Source organism: Paenibacillus sp. lzh-N1 (assembly GCF_002872435.1).
GTDB lineage: Bacteria > Bacillota > Bacilli > Paenibacillales > Paenibacillaceae > Paenibacillus > Paenibacillus polymyxa_C.
The window spans coordinates 1,630,348-1,648,060 of sequence record NZ_CP025696.1; the positions used below are offsets into that span (position 1 = coordinate 1,630,348).

At 46.3% G+C, this 17,713-nt stretch carries 16 protein-coding genes and 1 pseudogene; all 17 read right to left on the reverse strand.

Features of this window, described 5'->3' with window-relative positions; genetic code table 11:
- Positions 1-3: 3 nt before the first annotated feature.
- The 17 genes and pseudogenes from C0638_RS07350 to cysK all read right to left on the reverse strand — a co-directional run bounded on the left by C0638_RS07350 (position 4) and on the right by cysK (position 17,704).
- Positions 4-1,705 (reverse strand): annotated as a pseudogene (locus C0638_RS07350) (thiamine pyrophosphate-binding protein).
- Positions 1,702-2,925, reverse strand: a complete 1,224-nt coding sequence (locus C0638_RS07355; protein ID WP_058710661.1) for an aldehyde dehydrogenase family protein — start codon at positions 2,923-2,925, stop codon at positions 1,702-1,704. Before C0638_RS07355 ends, C0638_RS07350 begins: the two are co-directional and overlap by 4 nt.
- A gap of 44 nt (positions 2,926-2,969) precedes the next feature.
- A complete protein-coding gene (locus tag C0638_RS07360) occupies positions 2,970-4,430 on the reverse strand; it encodes a class I adenylate-forming enzyme family protein (protein ID WP_013368714.1) in 1,461 nt (486 codons plus the stop codon).
- 12 nt (positions 4,431-4,442) lie between these two features.
- A complete protein-coding gene (gene fabI / locus C0638_RS07365) occupies positions 4,443-5,213 on the reverse strand; it encodes an enoyl-ACP reductase FabI (protein WP_013368713.1) in 771 nt (256 codons plus the stop codon).
- A 423-nt stretch (positions 5,214-5,636) separates the two neighbouring features.
- Positions 5,637-6,170 (reverse strand): hypothetical protein, encoded by a 534-nt coding sequence (locus C0638_RS07370; protein WP_058710662.1) that lies wholly within the window; start codon positions 6,168-6,170, stop codon positions 5,637-5,639.
- A gap of 288 nt (positions 6,171-6,458) precedes the next feature.
- Positions 6,459-7,796 (reverse strand): TrkH family potassium uptake protein, encoded by a 1,338-nt coding sequence (locus C0638_RS07375; RefSeq protein WP_058710663.1) that lies wholly within the window; start codon positions 7,794-7,796, stop codon positions 6,459-6,461.
- A gap of 87 nt (positions 7,797-7,883) precedes the next feature.
- Complete coding sequence (gene lysS, locus C0638_RS07380; protein WP_058710664.1) at positions 7,884-9,410, reverse strand: lysine--tRNA ligase; 1,527 nt, start codon at positions 9,408-9,410, stop codon at positions 7,884-7,886.
- Positions 9,411-9,522: 112 nt separating this feature from the next.
- A complete protein-coding gene (greA, locus tag C0638_RS07385) occupies positions 9,523-9,999 on the reverse strand; it encodes a transcription elongation factor GreA (RefSeq protein WP_013308160.1) in 477 nt (158 codons plus the stop codon).
- A gap of 214 nt (positions 10,000-10,213) precedes the next feature.
- Positions 10,214-11,242, reverse strand: a complete 1,029-nt coding sequence (gene dusB, locus C0638_RS07390; RefSeq protein WP_058710665.1) for a tRNA dihydrouridine synthase DusB — start codon at positions 11,240-11,242, stop codon at positions 10,214-10,216.
- A 45-nt stretch (positions 11,243-11,287) separates the two neighbouring features.
- Entirely contained in the window at positions 11,288-11,488 is a 201-nt protein-coding gene (locus C0638_RS07395) for a helix-turn-helix domain-containing protein (protein WP_013368707.1), read from the reverse strand.
- Positions 11,440-11,988: a 2-amino-4-hydroxy-6-hydroxymethyldihydropteridine diphosphokinase gene (folK, locus tag C0638_RS07400; protein ID WP_013368706.1), complete on the reverse strand. Its 549-nt coding sequence runs from the start codon at positions 11,986-11,988 to the stop codon at positions 11,440-11,442. Before folK ends, C0638_RS07395 begins: the two co-directional genes overlap by 49 nt.
- A gap of 9 nt (positions 11,989-11,997) precedes the next feature.
- Positions 11,998-12,360: a dihydroneopterin aldolase gene (gene folB, locus C0638_RS07405; protein WP_013368705.1), complete on the reverse strand. Its 363-nt coding sequence runs from the start codon at positions 12,358-12,360 to the stop codon at positions 11,998-12,000.
- Positions 12,361-12,679: 319 nt separating this feature from the next.
- The gene (gene folP / locus C0638_RS07410; protein ID WP_058710666.1) at positions 12,680-13,546 is read right to left on the reverse strand and encodes a dihydropteroate synthase; all 867 of its coding nucleotides are present in this window, start codon (positions 13,544-13,546) and stop codon (positions 12,680-12,682) included.
- A complete protein-coding gene (locus C0638_RS07415; RefSeq protein ID WP_058710667.1) occupies positions 13,543-14,430 on the reverse strand; it encodes an aminotransferase class IV in 888 nt (295 codons plus the stop codon). Before C0638_RS07415 ends, folP begins: the two co-directional genes overlap by 4 nt.
- 3 nt (positions 14,431-14,433) lie before the next feature.
- Complete coding sequence (pabA, locus tag C0638_RS07420) at positions 14,434-15,009, reverse strand: aminodeoxychorismate/anthranilate synthase component II (protein WP_013368702.1); 576 nt, start codon at positions 15,007-15,009, stop codon at positions 14,434-14,436.
- Between the two features lie 5 nt (positions 15,010-15,014).
- Positions 15,015-16,637, reverse strand: coding sequence for an anthranilate synthase component I family protein (locus tag C0638_RS07425; protein WP_058710668.1), 1,623 nt, complete (start codon positions 16,635-16,637; stop codon positions 15,015-15,017).
- Positions 16,638-16,765: 128 nt separating this feature from the next.
- Positions 16,766-17,704 (reverse strand): cysteine synthase A, encoded by a 939-nt coding sequence (cysK, locus tag C0638_RS07430; protein WP_016818901.1) that lies wholly within the window; start codon positions 17,702-17,704, stop codon positions 16,766-16,768.
- Positions 17,705-17,713: the final 9 nt, after the last annotated feature.

The following is a 17,713-nucleotide window of genomic DNA, read 5'->3' on the forward strand; positions in this document are numbered from 1 at the left end:
AAATTAATTCTTGGAAGCCTGTTGCTCGTAGAGAGGAAAGTCGCCATATACATGACTAATTTTCTCATGCACATCTGCAAGATCAGCAAATACCTCGACGACCACAAGCTTGTTCTCCTTGTACTTTTGCCAAGCAAGCTGAAGCTGTTCCCGAGCCTCCCCCTTGCTCCGGATCGCCAGACTTTCGACAAACTCATACTGGGGAATTTGGATTCCTGTTTTGACCGCCTCCGAAACAAATGGGAAGTCCTGTCCTGAGATATGCTTATAATTCATCTGATTTTGCAGCCAACCGTAGCCGCCATTATTAAGTACAAGATAAATTACTGGTATTTGATACTGTACCGCCGTCATAAAATCTGAACAAAATAGATTGAATGCACCGTCACCTACAAGCGCTACTACCGGGCGTTCTGTCGCCACACTTGCCCCCAGAGCAGCGGCCGCACCGAAGCCGAGACTCGTTTGATCACTGGGAACAATCGAAAGTGAGCCTGAGGCAAAACGGAAATATGGATAAAAGTAAGACCACATATCCTGCAATCCGTTCTCTTGTAAAAGCACCAGGTCTTCAGGGAACTCTGCCTGAATCATGTCCAACAGCTCTGGAACGTGGATGCCGGGGGCCCTTTTCAGCTCTTCCAGATAATTAGCCCTCTGAGAAAAAGCCTTCTGTTTGCATCTTCCGATCGTTTCAAGCCATGCCTCATCAGGCTCTTGCCCGCGTCGTTCAAGCCATTGCTCCACTGCCGCATATCCGTCACCAAGCAACTTGATGCCCCTGAATTCGTGAGCGAAATCCTCCAGCTCTACATTGACTTGAATCAAAGGCGTATCCTGCAGCAAAATATCCCACTCGAACGTAGCCGTTTCTTCCAATCGGCTACCCAGTGTAATAACTACATCAGATTCATTCCAGATTTGCCTCAGACTCAGATCGGTATAAAGCCCAGCAACACCACAGAAAAGTGCATGATCTTCATTAATTACGCTTCTTCCCGAGGCAGTCGCGAACAAGGCTGCTCCATGTTGGCTGGCGAACCGCTCAATGACATCACCTGTTCCTGACTTCATTCCACCCCCCACTAGAATGAGAGGCCTGCGGGCTGTCTCAATAATGCTCCATGCCGCATCCAACTCCCGAAGTGATGGAGAGCACGACAGCTTTTCTGGCGGGGCAAACTGAAGCTCTGTTGGCACAGGCTGGTCCATCAGGTTTTCGGGTAGTTCGATATAGACAGGTCCCGGTGCTCCATTGATAGCCAAAAAGGCAGCCCGCTCCATTGCCCATACAAGCCGATCCACATGCTCGACACGGTAAGCCCATTTTACGAGTGGCTTCACGAGTGAGATTTGATCGGCTTCCTGAAAGGATCGGGTACCCAGCTTGTCTCCTCCGGTGCCAAGCGCCAAAAAGCAGTAGCGGGGCACCCAGGTTCTTGGCTTCCAGCAGCCCCGTAAGTGTATTACTAAGCGCAGGGCCTTTCCCCACAACACACACGGACATCTGGTTAGTTGTGAGCGCATAGCCTGCGGACATAAATACAGCATTACGCTGATCTTTGCAGAGAATAAAATCCATACCGGATGAGGGGAGTGACGCTACGATATTGAGATCGTCACTTGGTAATCCAAAGAGGTGCTGAACCCCAGCCGATTGTAAGTAGCCAATGATGGCATCCCAGGGGGATATACTTGCGGTCATACCAAACTCCTCTTTTCTGACAAATATTCTGCGACAATTTCCGAGATCAAGATCGGCTTCGAAACGAGCTTATAATCATAAAAAATATAGTTCGACATCGTGCCATAGCCACCAAAAGGCTTATTGCCTTGATCCACATCCTCAAGTGTTTGATTAATGGTCAATGTGTGCTTCTTTCGTAGAACATCAGTCAGATGCTCCGACCCGTATAAGCTGCAACCCATTGCCCGTTCGCTGAAATAACTGGAGGAAATGCGTTTGATCAATTGCTCGTCGTCTTGGTAGCTAACTACATTGAACACTGGTGAAAAATACTCAATAATCTCCAAGTTCTGATCCAATTCGCTATATACAACCGTTGGCTCCATCTTTTTCGTACGGAAATCAATGCCGCCGCCATAAATAATAAACTTATCGTTTGTATTAAAATATTCAGAAACCGAATATAGCGTGTCTTTATAGAATATAGGGGAGTAGTTCGCATTCGGGTCATTGTTGGCTCCAAATACGAGTTCGTCAAGCCGTTGAATCAGCAAGTTTTTGAATGGCTCACTCACCTCTTGATGTACCAGGATGATGTCAGGTCCCAGGCAGTCCTGTCCGGAGTTGAACAATCTCATGCGGATCACATCAGTAACCGCCAGCTCCAGATCGGCATCTGGCCCAATGATGAAAGGATTGATCCCTTGCCCATAAAAAATGTAGAGCTGATCTTTGCGGATCTGCTTTTTGATCTTCTCCGCATTGGTGTAGCTTCCGGTAAACACCACAATATCAGCCGGCATCACGGAGTTTTCCATGAACACCTTCTGGCTAACTTTACGAATATAGATGGGTAACTCATGTACAGCCTGGAGCTTTTCATGCAGCATATTGACGTACTCGTTTACGTGAGAAGAAGGGCGAAAGTCTATATTTTCAACGTACAGGGATGGAATCAAGAGGTATAATGCATAAGAGTACAAAATGACGTTGGAGGGCATGAATACAGCCATAGATCGTTGCCAGCTTGGCTGATGGGTCTGCACTTCTTGCAATGCACCTTGAAGTGTGAGGATCGTGGAGTCAATTTCTGCATTGGCGGCCCGATAGGATGAAAACTGCGTGAGAATATCCATCACTTCTTGCCGATTTTCAATCAAATAATTGAGGCATTTCAGAATAGATTCATGCCTTTTCAAAAACAGCGTGTTTTCTGCCATTTCTGGATTTATACTCATGGCACATTCTCCCTTTCCTATATGCGATTTTGATAAATATTTTGTTATGCTTTGCGAGAAGCAGCTTTCTCTAGAGCAGTTCGCTCCATCTCCAGACGATCTACTTTTCCATTGCGATTTAAAGGAAAATGATCGAGTGGAAGCAAAAGATCGGGAAACATGTAAGAAGGGAGCACCCGATTCATCTCTTTGCGGAGCACAGGTAAGACCTGTGGGGATTCACTTTCGATGAATGCAACAAGCAAAGTCCCTTTTGCCTCATCCTCCAAAGTAATCACGCAGGATCGGTAACCTAGCGAACCAATTCGGTCTTCGATATAGACTGGAGAAACCATGTAGCCCATCCGATTGACCGTCTTACCGCTGCGACCAATAACATACAGCATTCCGTCATCCAGATAGCCTAGATCTCCCGTCTTGAACCAGCCATCCTGTAGAACAGATTGTGTCAGGTCTGGACGATTCAGATAACCTTCCATACATCCGGCACTTCGTATCCACACTTCGCCTACGATACCGTCTGCCTGCTGGTTGCCTGTAGAATCAAGTATTTTCAAATCCACACCGGGTAATGGTTTGCCACAACCCTTCGGACAATCCAGCGTCCCCAGCGTAACGTTGCCCAGTTCAGAAAGGCCATAACCATTCAGCAGGGGCTGTCCAAATATGTTGTTAAATTTCTCTTCGAGGTCTTGGGTAAGTGGAGAACCGCCTACGCACCACATGCGGACTGGAGATTGCTTGATCAATTCCAGCTGTTCGGGTTTTCGGCTTAGCATACGCAACAAGGTGTAAAAAGCAGAGGGGTTAGCGTCTACGACCGTCGCCCGGTCTTTCGTAATACTTGCAATGACGCTCCAGAGGTTTTTTGGATTGCAGATGATGAGAGAACATGAGGTTAACCACCAGGAGAAGATAAGTGAAACTCCATAAAAATGAGAGAAAGGCACCACGGGGAGCATATGGTCAGACGGTATGTAGTTCATAGCGTGTATAGAATGCCTGATATTCTCCATAAAAGCTGAACCAGCTTTCACGATTCCCTTGGGTTTTCCCGTCGTACCTGAAGAATACAGAATGAGCGCATCAGATCTCTCGCACCACTTGTTAAAGTCGAGGGCTTCGGACTTTGGCTCTCCCACCCAATACGGGTGTACTGCTTCTTCTTGAATGAGATCTTGAATCAGAATAACGAGAGCATGAGGAAGTTCTAAATCGGAATCCGTCAGGATGCAACAGGCACCCGCTTCATCATAGATTTGGGCCACCTCATCAATTACAGTCTGCTCGTCCACCACAGTTACCGAGACTGCGAGATGACACAGGGAGAACAGAGATACAACAAACCAATAGGAATTGGCCGCTTTTAGAATCACTCTACCGTCTTCAGGAATTCCTCTGAGAGTCAACATCCGTGAGAAGATCGCCACGTCCCGTTCCAGGCGCTCCCTGCTCATAATTCCTTCAGGTGAGATAATACGGCAATCCGTATGCGTAATAAGCACAACGTTCCCTCCTTACATCCCCGTAATATGGTATCCAGCATCTACATGGATCACTTCACCCGTAATGCCTCTCGATAAATGGGAAAATAGGAATAACGCCGTATCTCCGACTTCGGACGTATCGACCGTCTTGCGTAGGGGCGTAGTTTCTTCAATATGCTTTAGCATTGTGTTAAAATCTTTAATGCCATAGGCGGCCAAAGTACGTATAGGACCAGCCGAAATTGCATTTACACGAATGCCATAAGTACCCAGATCATTCGACAGATAGCGCATGCTGGCTTCTAGTGAAGCCTTTGCTACACCCATAATGTTGTAATTCTTGATGGCTCGTTCTGCACCGATATACGTCATGGTGACGATACTCCCACCCTCAGTCATCAGCGGATATACGCGACGGGATACGGCAGCCAGAGAATAGGCACTGATTTCTTGAGCAATTGCGAATCCCTCGCGAGAAGTGTCGACGAACAAGCCCTCCAAATCCTCAGCCTTAGCAAACGCAACACTGTGGAAATATCCGTGTAAGACGCCTACCTTCTCCTTAAGAAAATCCGTCAGCGCGTCCAATTCTTCATCGCTCTGTACATTGCAAGGACAGACAATTGAACCCGGAATGGTTTCAGCGAGCTTTAGCACCCGTTCTGCAACCCTCTCATTTTCGTAAGTAAAAATGAGATTTGCTCCTTCCGCAGCTAAAGATTGGGCTGTCCCCCAGGCAATACTCCTGTTATTAGCTACACCCATAATCAAAATGTTTTTTCCACTCAGTAGTACTGCCACAGAAACCACCTTTCTTTTTTACATTTTTAAACATAATAACAACTTAATTGCGTTTGTCTACATATATAGACATATATAATCTTTCCTGGAATATTATCTCGTCAGTTGCCAAACTTATATAGGCGCCGTTTTAGGCAGATGCCAAGAATATTTTAAAAATTGTGAATGCTGTTTTTATTGGTCTGTGTCCAAATCGAAAGGAGTCCATGCGTGTGAAAAAAGTAGAGAGGCAACAATAAGGTGACTGTCAAAGTGATTTTAACATAAAAATATCATACTATTATAAATATTTCCATTCCAGCGATAGACTCATCCCATTATCGAAAGTAACCACTTCATTTTCACCAGCAATGACTCTCCCGATTTGAACATTCTGAGTGACCAGCCTGATTCGGTTCAAGCTTGAGGCTCTATTCTTCTTGACTAAGCCTTATGTTTATGTTTTTTAGGAGCTACCGTATAGCTAAAGGAGACAACAAAGTCGATTGCCAGAACGATCGCCCATGTTTGCATAATACCCTCCAATGCCGCCGTACGCTGCGGATCACCTACATATACAATGATGGCGAGCAACAAAGCGTTGCCTATAGCCCAGCCCAAGAGGTGAAGCAGCCAACCTATCCGTTCCTCTTTTGCATGCGCAGCACCATACTTGCGTTCAGGCTTAGGTCCTTTACCAAACCAATGAGAGAACCGTATATCCGCCCACTTAATTAACCTATGACCAAACGCTACGGTAATACCAAAATAACAGGCTGCCAGGCCAGTAGCAGTCGTAATCTCCATGCCACTTCTAACCGTGATGAACACCGCAATCAGTAACAGGATATCAATAATTGGGGTAAAGAGTAAAAGAAGGCCCCCTAATTTCTTCAACCCAAACATATACCTTGCGACTAACCCTGCAACAACAAAAACCCAAAACAAAACCTCAGCACTAATAATAAATAAATACATAATGGACGATTCCTTTCAAATTTGAAATTGGTATTCCCCTAAGTCCCCCCCTTCATGCCCACTATCATACAATATTATACATAATATTCCTAGTATTTTGTCTATAATTACATAAAAGGAAACAAATAGCCGTTTTTTTACAATAAAATTGCGGCTATTTAGTCCATTTCCTCTTATTCTCAAATTGGGCATTTTTCATAATATGCTGCAAATAAAGGATTATGATATGTGTAATAAAAAAAGATGCACCCCTGTTATCAGCACGGGTGCATCTTTTATATAGATAAGCTATCCAATTACAATATGTCCTTCAGGACGACGGTACAACGTCTTGGTCGAACGTGGGCGAATGGCATAGGCGATCGTAAGAGGACCGATTCGACCAATAAACATGGTCACACAAATAATCAGCTTGCCTGCGTCAGACAATCCTGGCGTCACTCCTACAGACAACCCTACCGTTCCGATGGCAGAAGCCGCCTCAAAGGCAAGAGAGAGAAATGGAGCATCCTCTGTCATTAAGAGCAGTATAACCACAATCGAGAATATAAATAGCGCCATTACAATGATGGTCAACGCCCGCATCATGATATCTTGAGGAACCCTATGACGGAAAAACACAATCTCCTTCTGTCCTCGCATGACGGCGATTAACGCACCTACCATAAGCAGAAACGTAGTTGTTTTAATTCCTCCTCCAGTAGAGCCTGGAGAAGCACCGATAATCATCAGCAGCATAATAAAAAATTGACTGGCCTGCCTTAACCCGCTGATGTCGACTGTGCTTGTACCCGATGATCTCGTGGAGACGGATTGGAAGACAGCGGCATATACTTTGCCTTCCCAGTTCAGTCCACCCAAGGTTCGTGCATTGGTAAACTCAAAAATAAATATAACCAGCGCACCAATGACAATGAGCGCTCCCGACACGCTTAGCACCATTTTAGAGTGTAAAGTCAGTCTCCGGGTACGACGAAAATCGAACAAGTTGCTTAGTACAAGGAAACCCAGTCCTCCCGAAAGCACAAGCACAGATGCAATCATATTGAAAACAAAATCTCCAGCGTATTGTTGAAAGCTGGTCCCAAACAGATCGAATCCCCCGTTATTAAAGAGGGATACGGAATGAAAAATCCCATAATATATCGCCTGTCCGACCGGCATCTCTCGCATCCACCGCAAAGCTAAGACGACAGCCGCAATTGCTTCAATGGTAAAAGAAAAGATCAGCACCTTGCGAATAATGCGCACGATCCCTTCCATGCTATCGGCGTTAATCGCTTCCTTAAGCAGCAGCCGATCCTTCAACGATAGCCGTCGTCCCATCAACAGCGCAAACAAGGTCGCTAAGGTCATAAAGCCCAACCCGCCTAGCTGCATCAGCACCAAAATGACGGTTTCTCCAAATAACGTATAGGTCGAATCGACGTCAACAACGACCAATCCTGTGACACAAGCAGCAGAGACGGACGTAAAAAGCGAATCAATCCAATGCGGAGCATGTCCACCATGATTGGCAATAGGAAGCATCAGCAGTAAAGTACCCAATGCAATAATCAATACATATCCGATGACCAATATAAAAGGAGGCGATGCGAACCGACTAAGCTTGACGCTGCGTTTCATCAGAAGTATTCCTCTCCATCCGTTCTTATGAAAAAGAGGAACAAGACACGGGAACCCCGGCTGATCCTCTATATTCATAATGTTATGTTATTCTACGGTACGGTTACGCATATGCGGGAAAAGCAGCACATCGCGAATGGAAGGTGCATCTGTCAGCAACATCACCAAACGATCGATGCCGATGCCCAGCCCGCCTGTTGGCGGCATACCGTATTCCAAGGCGCGGATAAAGTCATCATCCATTTGATGAGCCTCATCATTACCATGCTCACGTTCCAGCAATTGTGCTTCAAAACGTTGACGCTGGTCAATTGGATCATTCAGCTCAGTGAACGCATTCGCATGCTCGCGAGCGACCACAAACAGCTCGAAGCGATCCGTAAAACGCGGGTCCTGTTCGTTTTTCTTAGCCAATGGCGAGATTTCAACTGGATGTCCTGTAATAAAGGTTGGCTGAATGAGCGTTTCCTCTACAAAATGCTCAAAGAATGCATTCAGGATATGACCAAATGTCATGTGCGGTTCAACCGGAACCTTATGCTCTTTCGCAAGGCGATGAGCTTCTTCATTACTCATTTGCGCACTAAAGTCCACACCTGTTACTTCTTTAACAGCATCGACCATGGAAACTCTGCGCCATTGCGGCGTCAGATCCACTTCTTGTCCTTGATATTGAATGTGTTGTGTGCCCAGTACTTCCTGCGCAATATGTGCAACCATGTTTTCCGTCAATTGCATGATATCTTTATAATCAGCATACGCTTCATACAGCTCAATCATCGTAAACTCAGGGTTATGGCGGGTCGAAATACCTTCATTACGGTAAACACGACCGATCTCATATACTTTCTCCATTCCGCCGACAATTAGTCGTTTCAAATGGAGTTCAATAGCAATACGCATATAAAGCTGCATGTCCAATGCATTATGGTGCGTAACAAATGGCTTCGCCGCCGCCCCGCCAGCAATGGCATGCAACGTTGGAGTTTCAACTTCCAAATAGCCGAGCGAATCGAGATAACGACGCATGGATTGAATAATACGGGACCGTGTAATGAACGTCTTTTGTACTTCTGGGTTCATAACCAGATCGACATAACGCTGACGGTAGCGCAATTCAACATCCTTCAGACCGTGGTATTTCTCCGGTAATGGGTACAAGGATTTGGACAAAACCTCAATATCCAGCACTTTGATCGTCGTTTCGCCTGTCTTGGTTTTAAAGAGCACGCCCTTAACACCAACAATATCCCCGAGATCCAAAATACCAAATGCTTTATAATTTGCTTCAGGTACAGTGTCTTGACGAACATAAATTTGGATCCGTCCGCTAAGATCCTGTATATGAGCAAAGCTGGCTTTCCCCATAACTCGTTTAGCCATAATGCGGCCTGCTATGCTAACTTCAATATTCTTTTCTTCCAATTCTTCTTTGGTCAAGCTGTCATACTTGCTCAGTAGTACGCCCGCTTCAGCCGTGCGTATGTATTTGCGTCCAAAAGGATCAATGCCCAATGAGCGAAGCTCGTCCAATTTGGCACGACGAATTTGCAATAATTCACTTAATTCCTCGCGATTTTCTTGTAATTCCTGGTTAGTAGTTTCATCCGACATGGTGCTAAATCAGCTCCTTCAATATGAATAGACGGGCCGGGGTCCGTCTCGGGTGTAGAGAAAAAAAGCTTCCACAAGGAAGCTTTTACATTAAATTCCAAAGTCCGTGTTTTTATTTCTTGATATCCACGATTTTATATTGAATAACTCCTGCTGGAACGGTTACATCTACAACAGTTCCTTTTTTCTTACCGAGAATGGCCTTGCCAACCGGGCTTTCATTGGAGATCTTGTTCTGGAGCGGGTCGGATTCGGCAGAACCTACGATAGCATACTCTGTAATATCCCCGAATTCCAAGTCTTCAACGGTTACAGTTGCCCCTACTCCCACAACATCGGTGTCAATTTCATCACTATTGATAATACGGGCATTGCGTAGCATCTTTTCCAGCGTAATTACACGGCCTTCAATAAAGGCCTGCTCATTCTTCGCATCCTCGTATTCGGAGTTTTCACTAATATCTCCGTATCCGATGGCTACTTTAATCCGTTCAGCCACTTCGCGGCGTTTGACAGACTTTAAGTTTTCAAGCTCATCTTCGAGCTTTCTAAGGCCTTCCTGTGTCAGAATGACTTCTTTATCGCTCATCTCAACCGATTCTCCTGTCATGGGAAAAGTTTAAAAGTGCATCGGAATGCACGCTTTCAAAACATAATATGCCACTCTGAGGGAATGAGAACATTTCCTGCTGTTGTCTTGAGAGCTGCATACAATTTGTAGTATACATCAAGATTTTATACTGAACGATTATAGGGCAAGCAATTGGAAAAGTCAATCGCGTGCGCAGGCCGGAACAGCTTCCTTATTGCGCAACAGTAGCAAGAGAAGCAGCGTTTGTAGAAGCCCCTTCGTTTTCCACCATGTGCAATTGAGATACAAATTGATCCAAAATACGTACCATATCGTCGCGCTTTGTTTCTTCCATAATTAAATCCTTAATACGTGCAGAATCTTTAAGGCCCTTGAGGTACCAAGCCAGATGCTTGCGCATTTCACGAACAGCTACTGCTTCGCCCTTCAGCGCCACCAGTCGATCCATATGCAGAATGGCAATACGGATTTTTTCCTCCGGTGATGGATCAGGCAACAGCTTACCCGTCTGCAAATACTCAATCGTACGGTACAGCATCCATGGATTCCCCAGCGCGCCGCGTCCAATCATAACGCCATCACAATTGGTCAAATCCAACATCCGCCGAGCATCTTCCGGTGTTACAACATCACCATTTCCAATGACAGGAATGGATACTGCTTCTTTAACTTCTTTTATAATATCCCAATTCGCATGCCCCGTATACAGTTGCTCCCGTGTACGGCCATGTACGCTGACGGCCTGACCTCCGGCACGTTCAACAGCGCGAGCGTTCTCTACAGCGTAAATATGCTCGCTATCCCAACCGATACGCATTTTCACGGTAACTGGCTTGCTCACCGATTCTACTACTGCCGATACCATCTCATAAATCTTATTTGGATCAAGCAACCACCGAGCACCTGCATCACATTTGGTCACTTTGGGAACCGGGCAGCCCATATTAATGTCAATAATATCTGCATTCGTTTCCTGGTCTACGACCTTCGCCGCTTTCACCAAAGATTCACGATCGCCTCCGAAAATTTGCAAGCTAAGCGGCTTCTCGCGCTCATCTACAAACAGCATCTCACGTGTACGCTTGTTGCCGTGAATGATGGCTTTATCACTAACCATCTCTGCACATACCAAGCCTGTACCAAATTCCTTGGCGATCAAGCGAAAAGCAGGATTGCACACGCCTGCCATGGGTGCCAAGACGACTTGGTTTTTCATTTCAATATCGCCGATTTTCAACATATCTGTTCACCCCTTTATTCCTTCTTTTATATCGTATACTTATCGTCAATCCGTCAATTCCCGGACTTCAATTTCTAGCGTTTGGGCGATGATGTTCAGCATATCTGCTTCTACTGTACGATTACCTCGCTCCACAGCACCTAATACAGTCAAAGATATGCCGGTTCGGTTTGCCAACTCCTGCTGGGTGAACCCTTTTAGCTTCCGAAAGGCGCGGAGTCGTTGCGCCAGCTGCAAGTTTTCCAAAGCTGTATGCCGTCCTTTCCATCCACAGAATTCAATGCTGTATGCACGATACTGTACAGACCGGACGAGTCTTGGCTCGGAACAATGTCAGCCAGAGGAACCAGCACAAAAGCACGCTCCAGCATACGAGGATGAGGAAGTTCCAAATCTGGCGTAGCCAGTTGTGTCGCTTCCATCCACAACAAGTCCAGATCAATGGTTCGTGGACCGTTAGGAATATGCCTTACCCTCCCCAGACGACTCTCCACCTCTAGCATATAAAACAAAAGCTCCTCTGGAGCAAGTGTTGTAGAGACGGCTACTGTCATATTCAAAAAAGAAGGCTGATCCAGATATCCAACAGGCTCTGTTTCGTACAAACTGGAGCAGCGCACCACTCGTATCGCAGGATGTTCGTCCAGTGCGGTAATGGCTTCATACAGGGTATGCTCACGCTCCCCCAAATTAGCCCCTAAAGCAATATAAGCCTCTGATGCCTCAGAGGTCGAATGTGCATTCATGTATCGTTCCTACTTTCTTGCGCGATAAAGCTCAACCGTCACACCCTGAAAATGAATATCAAACGGCGGATGTGGCTTCGTCACTTTGACAGTCAGTGCATTGACACTAGTATAAGTGTCCAGTAGGGAAGATGCAATACGTTCGCCCAAAGCTTCAATCAATTGGTAAGATTCCTTTTCTACGATATCTTTCACGGTGTAATGCACCTCAGCATAATTAACCGTTTTGTCCAAAGCATCCTGCTCCCCTGCTTCACGCAGATCAAGCTCCAGTTCCAAATCAATATAGTAACGCTGTCCCAGCTTACGCTCCTCTGGAAAAACACCGTGATATCCGTAATACTCCATGCGATGCAATTTCATTTTATCCATTGTAGGTAAGTCCCCTTTTTTTTGATTTTATCTATATAAGCTCCACTTAAAAGTTCAATATCGTGCCATTGCGCAGTCAGATGTTTTTTTCCTTCATCCTACATAAACTTCTCCCTAAAAATACAGTGACTTTATGCTGGTGGTAGCGGAGCGAATCATTTGAATTCGAAGAAGCGTAGCGCTCGCCTCCAAAGCTTTTCAAGGAAAAGCTACATCGTAAGCATATACTTAACGGGATTCTTACAATCATATGTCTTATCAATTCAAAGAATCCCGTTGCAACAGCGATCGTAGAATCAAAGGATTCGTGAAGCGGGCTTCACCCACCATAACTCAGTGGATTTTTAGCCCCGTACACCATCGCATCACACATACGTACGGTGCGCTTGATCTGTGCCACATCGTGCACACGTACAATTTGGCACCCTTGAGCAATGCCAAAGGCCACGGTAGCCGCAGTTCCCTCCACCACATCATCCACAGGCAAATCCAGTGCTGTACGGATAAATCTTTTGCGCGATGTAGCCAATAACAGCGGAAACCCCAGCTGACTTAATATATCGAGAGAAGTCATAGCATGGATATTTTCATCGTAATCCTTGGCAAAACCGATGCCTGGGTCTAAAATAATCTGCTCCTTACGAACCCCTGCATCCAGCGCCAATTGGATACTTTCTTTTAAATCGGACAGCATATCAGAAACCAAATCGCTATAGTTACGGTCGTGACGATTATGCATCAAAATGACCGGACAATCGAATTCCGCAGCTACACGTGCCATATCGGGATCTGCCTTAAAGCCCCACACATCATTAATGATGTGTGCGCCTGCTTCAAGCGCCTGCCTGGCTACTTCTGCTTTGTAAGTATCCACAGATAATGGGATGTGCGGTGCAATACGATGGATCGCCTGGACGACCGGAATGACCCGAGCCAGTTCCTCTTCCACACCTACTGGTTCATGGCCCGGACGAGTAGACTCCCCGCCAATGTCAATGATATTCGCTCCATCTTCCACTAGTTTCAATGCATGTAAAACAGCTATCTCTGGATTATAATGCAATCCTCCATCAGAAAAAGAATCCGGGGTCACATTGAGGATGCCCATAATCTGGGTGGAGTGTCCGAGTGTAAGCTTGGCATCCCCCATTTGGTAGCTACGTTGATAAAGAGTTGGTATATTCACTTCATCCCTGCTTTCTGCCTATAATCGTGCAACAGCAAAGCTGTTATGGACTCGGTCTGCGCCATAGGAACCGATAAATGGCTTGCCACTTCTCCCGGCTCCAACAATAAATCCACAGGTCGTATTTCTTGTATAGAGTTGGTCATAAAAATTTCATCAGCCTGTTTCAGCTCGTACCAGTGGTATAGCCCTTGCTCCCATGGAATGCCCCGCAAGTCCGCCAACTCCAAAATGAACTCACGTGTAATGCCTGGCAGAATTCCTGTAGACAAGTCAGGGGTATACAGCGTATTATTCCGCACAAAAAACAGATTGCTAACTATTCCCTCTGCTAGAAAACCGTTGGCTGTAAGCATTATTCCTTCAGCCTTATAACGAACAGCCTCAGCATATTGCTGAAGTTCCCGCTTCGCAAGAACATTATTCATATAATGGAGCGATTTTAATCGAACCTCACCCTCCGGAGTGTTTCTGGGGGTTCGCAGCAACTGAAGCGCCGATGATTGCCCGGGTTGTGTATTTATAGAGGGCAACGGCTTGGCGAACAAAATATGGTTGGGCCGCGTGTAGTCACCAGATGGCAAGCCCAGAGCCTCTTCACCTGCGGATACAGTGTAGCGAATATAGGCTTCATTCAATCCATTTGCCGCCATCAGATGCTGGATGTGTTTTGTAAGCTGCTCTTCATCCGGTTGAAAAGGAATGCCGAGCATTCGGCAGCCTTCCTCCAGTCGATGTAGATGCCGATCCAGCAAAAATGGAACACCCTTATAAGTTCGGAATGTTTCAAACAAGCCCATACCGTATAAAAAGCCGTGATCACTTACGTGAATCACGGCTTTTGCGGCTTCCGTGAGGACGCCATTGACTCCAATATATCTCATAAATCAGACGCCTACCTTGCGTTTTAGGAAATTGCGCAACAGTTGATGCCCGTAGTCCGTAATAATAGATTCGGGATGGAACTGAACTCCTTCTACGGCAAACTCTTTATGCCGCAAACCCATAATTTCACCCTCTGCGGTTTCAGCTGTAATCTCTAGACATTCAGGCAGGCTCTCACGCTCTACCAACAATGAATGATACCGGGTGGCTGTAAATGGAGAAGGCAGGCCTTCGAATACTGAGGTATTGTGATGGAGAATCGGTGATGTTTTGCCATGCATGAGCCGATCAGCGCGGATAACCTTACCGCCAAAAGCCTGTCCGATGGCCTGGTGACCGAGACACACGCCAAAAATCGGAATCCGGCCCTTGAAATGGCTGATTACATCCAGCGATATTCCCGCTTCATTCGGTGTGCATGGACCTGGCGAGATCAAAATGTGCTCTGGTGCCAGCTCTTCTATGCCTTTCACATCAATCTCATCATTCCGTTTTACGGTTACTTCTTCGCCAAGTTCACCCAGATATTGAACAAGATTGTACGTAAATGAATCATAATTATCAATCACCAAAATCATTTGACTCACCCTCCTGTGATACCGCTCCTGTTCAAAGCGGCTTCTTCTTCCCCACATTGTACCGCCTTCATGACAGCTCTGGCCTTGTTCCGACACTCCCGATATTCCCTGTACGGGTCTGAATCAATGACGATACCCGCACCTGTCTGTAAATAGGCGGTATTGCCCTGAACAGCTAGTGTTCTTATTATAATATTTAATTCCATATTACCATTATAGTCAATCCATCCAAGGGACCCCGTATAAGGACCCCGACGGACGGGCTCCAATTCTTCAATAATTTCCATCGTGCGCACCTTAGGAGCTCCGGTAATGGTTCCGCCCGGGAAGGTAGCAGCAATTACGTCTATAGCTGTACGACCCGAGGCTAACTTCCCCTCAACCTGAGAAACCAAATGCATAACGTGCGAATAGTATTCGACAGTCAGCAATTCAGGAACATGCACCGATCCGTATTCAGCAATTCGTCCGATATCGTTACGCTCCAGATCAACGAGCATAATATGCTCGGCGCGTTCTTTTTCACTTGATAGAAGCTCTGCAGCCATAGCGGCGTCTTCATCAGGTGTTAGCCCCCTTCTTCTCGTACCTGCAATAGGTCGAGCGCTCACACGTCCATCCTCCAGCTTCACCAGCAATTCCGGTGAGCCACTGACGATCCGTAAATCTGGCATACGCAGCATCCCCATATAAGGGGATGGATTCAGCAGACGAAGCCATTCATATATATTCTCAGGAAGGGCTGCAAGCGTACGTTGCTGGCGAATCGACAAGTTAACCTGAAATACATCCCCTTGGACAATATATTCCTGCACACGTTTCACGGCATGTTCAAAATCTTGTTGACTGAATGCCGTTTTCCAGCCTTCAGATTCTTGATGAGCAGCCTCTAATCCTTTTTCGGACAGTCGAGCACAACGACGAGGATGAGCTGGATCAGTCTCTCCCGCATGTATGATGTTCTTCCACTGAGTTAGCATGCGTTCTGCACGTTGGACCGCTTCCGCATAAAGCTTGCCAAGTATCGATGTAGTCTCATCCACCATAAGCTCATTCGCCAAATCAGTCTGGCTACTGAATTCACCGGAGCGGGCAGGATTAGGCATATGAACAGCACAATATAGGTATGATGTTTCGTGATCATAAATCCATAGCTCATTCACCCGCATCCATACATAATCAGGTATATCCGTGTCGTCTGCAGCTTGAGTTGGCAAACGCTCCAACGAGCGAGCTACATCGTAGCCCAGATAACCCGCAAATCCCCCAGAGAAAAAAGGCATGCCAGGCACACGCGGCGCACGGTAAGAAGCGATCCAATCGTTCATGACTGTCAAAGGTTGTCCATGTATATCACCATGCTCCCCGCTTTGCAAATCAGTCCAAACTGCTTGTTCTCCCTTGCCTTCCAATATAGCAACTGGATTCAAGGCCAGATAGGTATACCTTCCACCTTTAGCGCTCTCCAGCAAGAAGGCATATGGCGACGAATCCTCCCAAGCCCTCCGCCACGATGAAGGTAAACCGCCTACGGGCAAAGGGTACTCAGCAATATAGGGAAGTACATTCCAGCCTTCCTTCTGCCAGGTTTGCCACTGCGCCTCCGTCACTCTAGCTGTCCATTTCATCTGTGTGTGCTACCCCTTCCCTTACTATGCCAAAAGTCTGCATTTTCTCCCTACAAAGAAACCCTCATCCCCCCGGTTACAGGGAAATGAGGGTTTCCTTACGTATAGTATACACAATTACGACATAATTACAGCTCGAAATTGTATAGTGGTGTACTCAGGTAACGTTCGCCATTACTTGGAATAATAACAACAATCCGCTTACCCTTGCCCAATTGCTTAGCAAGCTTCAAGGCCGCATGAACAGCCGCGCCAGAAGAAATACCGGACAAAATGCCCTCTTCCTTGGCCACTCTACGCGCTACCTCGAAAGCTTCATCGTTTTCTACATGAAAAATTTCATCATAGATATCGCGGTTTAGAATTTCAGGAATAAAGTTTGCACCCAGCCCTTGAATTTTGTGAGGTCCTGGCTTGCCGCCTGCTAGCAATGGGGAAGAGGCCGGCTCTACAGCCACGATTTTAATATCAGGGAATTCTTTTTTAAGCACTTCTCCAGCACCGGAAATGGTTCCACCAGTCCCTATACCTGCTATAAAAGCATCCAGCGTGCCGCCAATGGAGCGAATCGCTTCTACGATCTCAGGACCCGTCGTTTCACGGTGAATTTTGATATTGGCTTTGTTCTTGAACTGCTCGGCAGCGAAATAATCCGGGTTTTCGCTCAATAGCTCTTCCATTTTTTTAACAGATCCGTTCATACCCTCTGAGCCAGGTGTTAACACAAGCTCGGCTCCATAAGCACGCAACAAATTACGACGCTCTATACTCATCGTTTCTGGCATAACAATTACTGCTTTATATCCCTTCGCAGCAGCAACCATAGCCAGGCCGATTCCTGTGTTACCGCTAGTTGCTTCAATAATGGTACCGCCCGGCTTAAGCAGACCTTCACGCTCAGCTTCTTCCACCATACTAATCGCAATACGGTCTTTTACACTGGAGCCCGGGTTCTGATATTCGAGTTTCAAATAAATTTCGGCGCTATCTTCCGGTACGATCCGGTTGAGGCGAACGAGGGGAGTCTCCCCGATAAGGTCGGTGATGTTATTAACAACTTTAGCCATGATAATTCC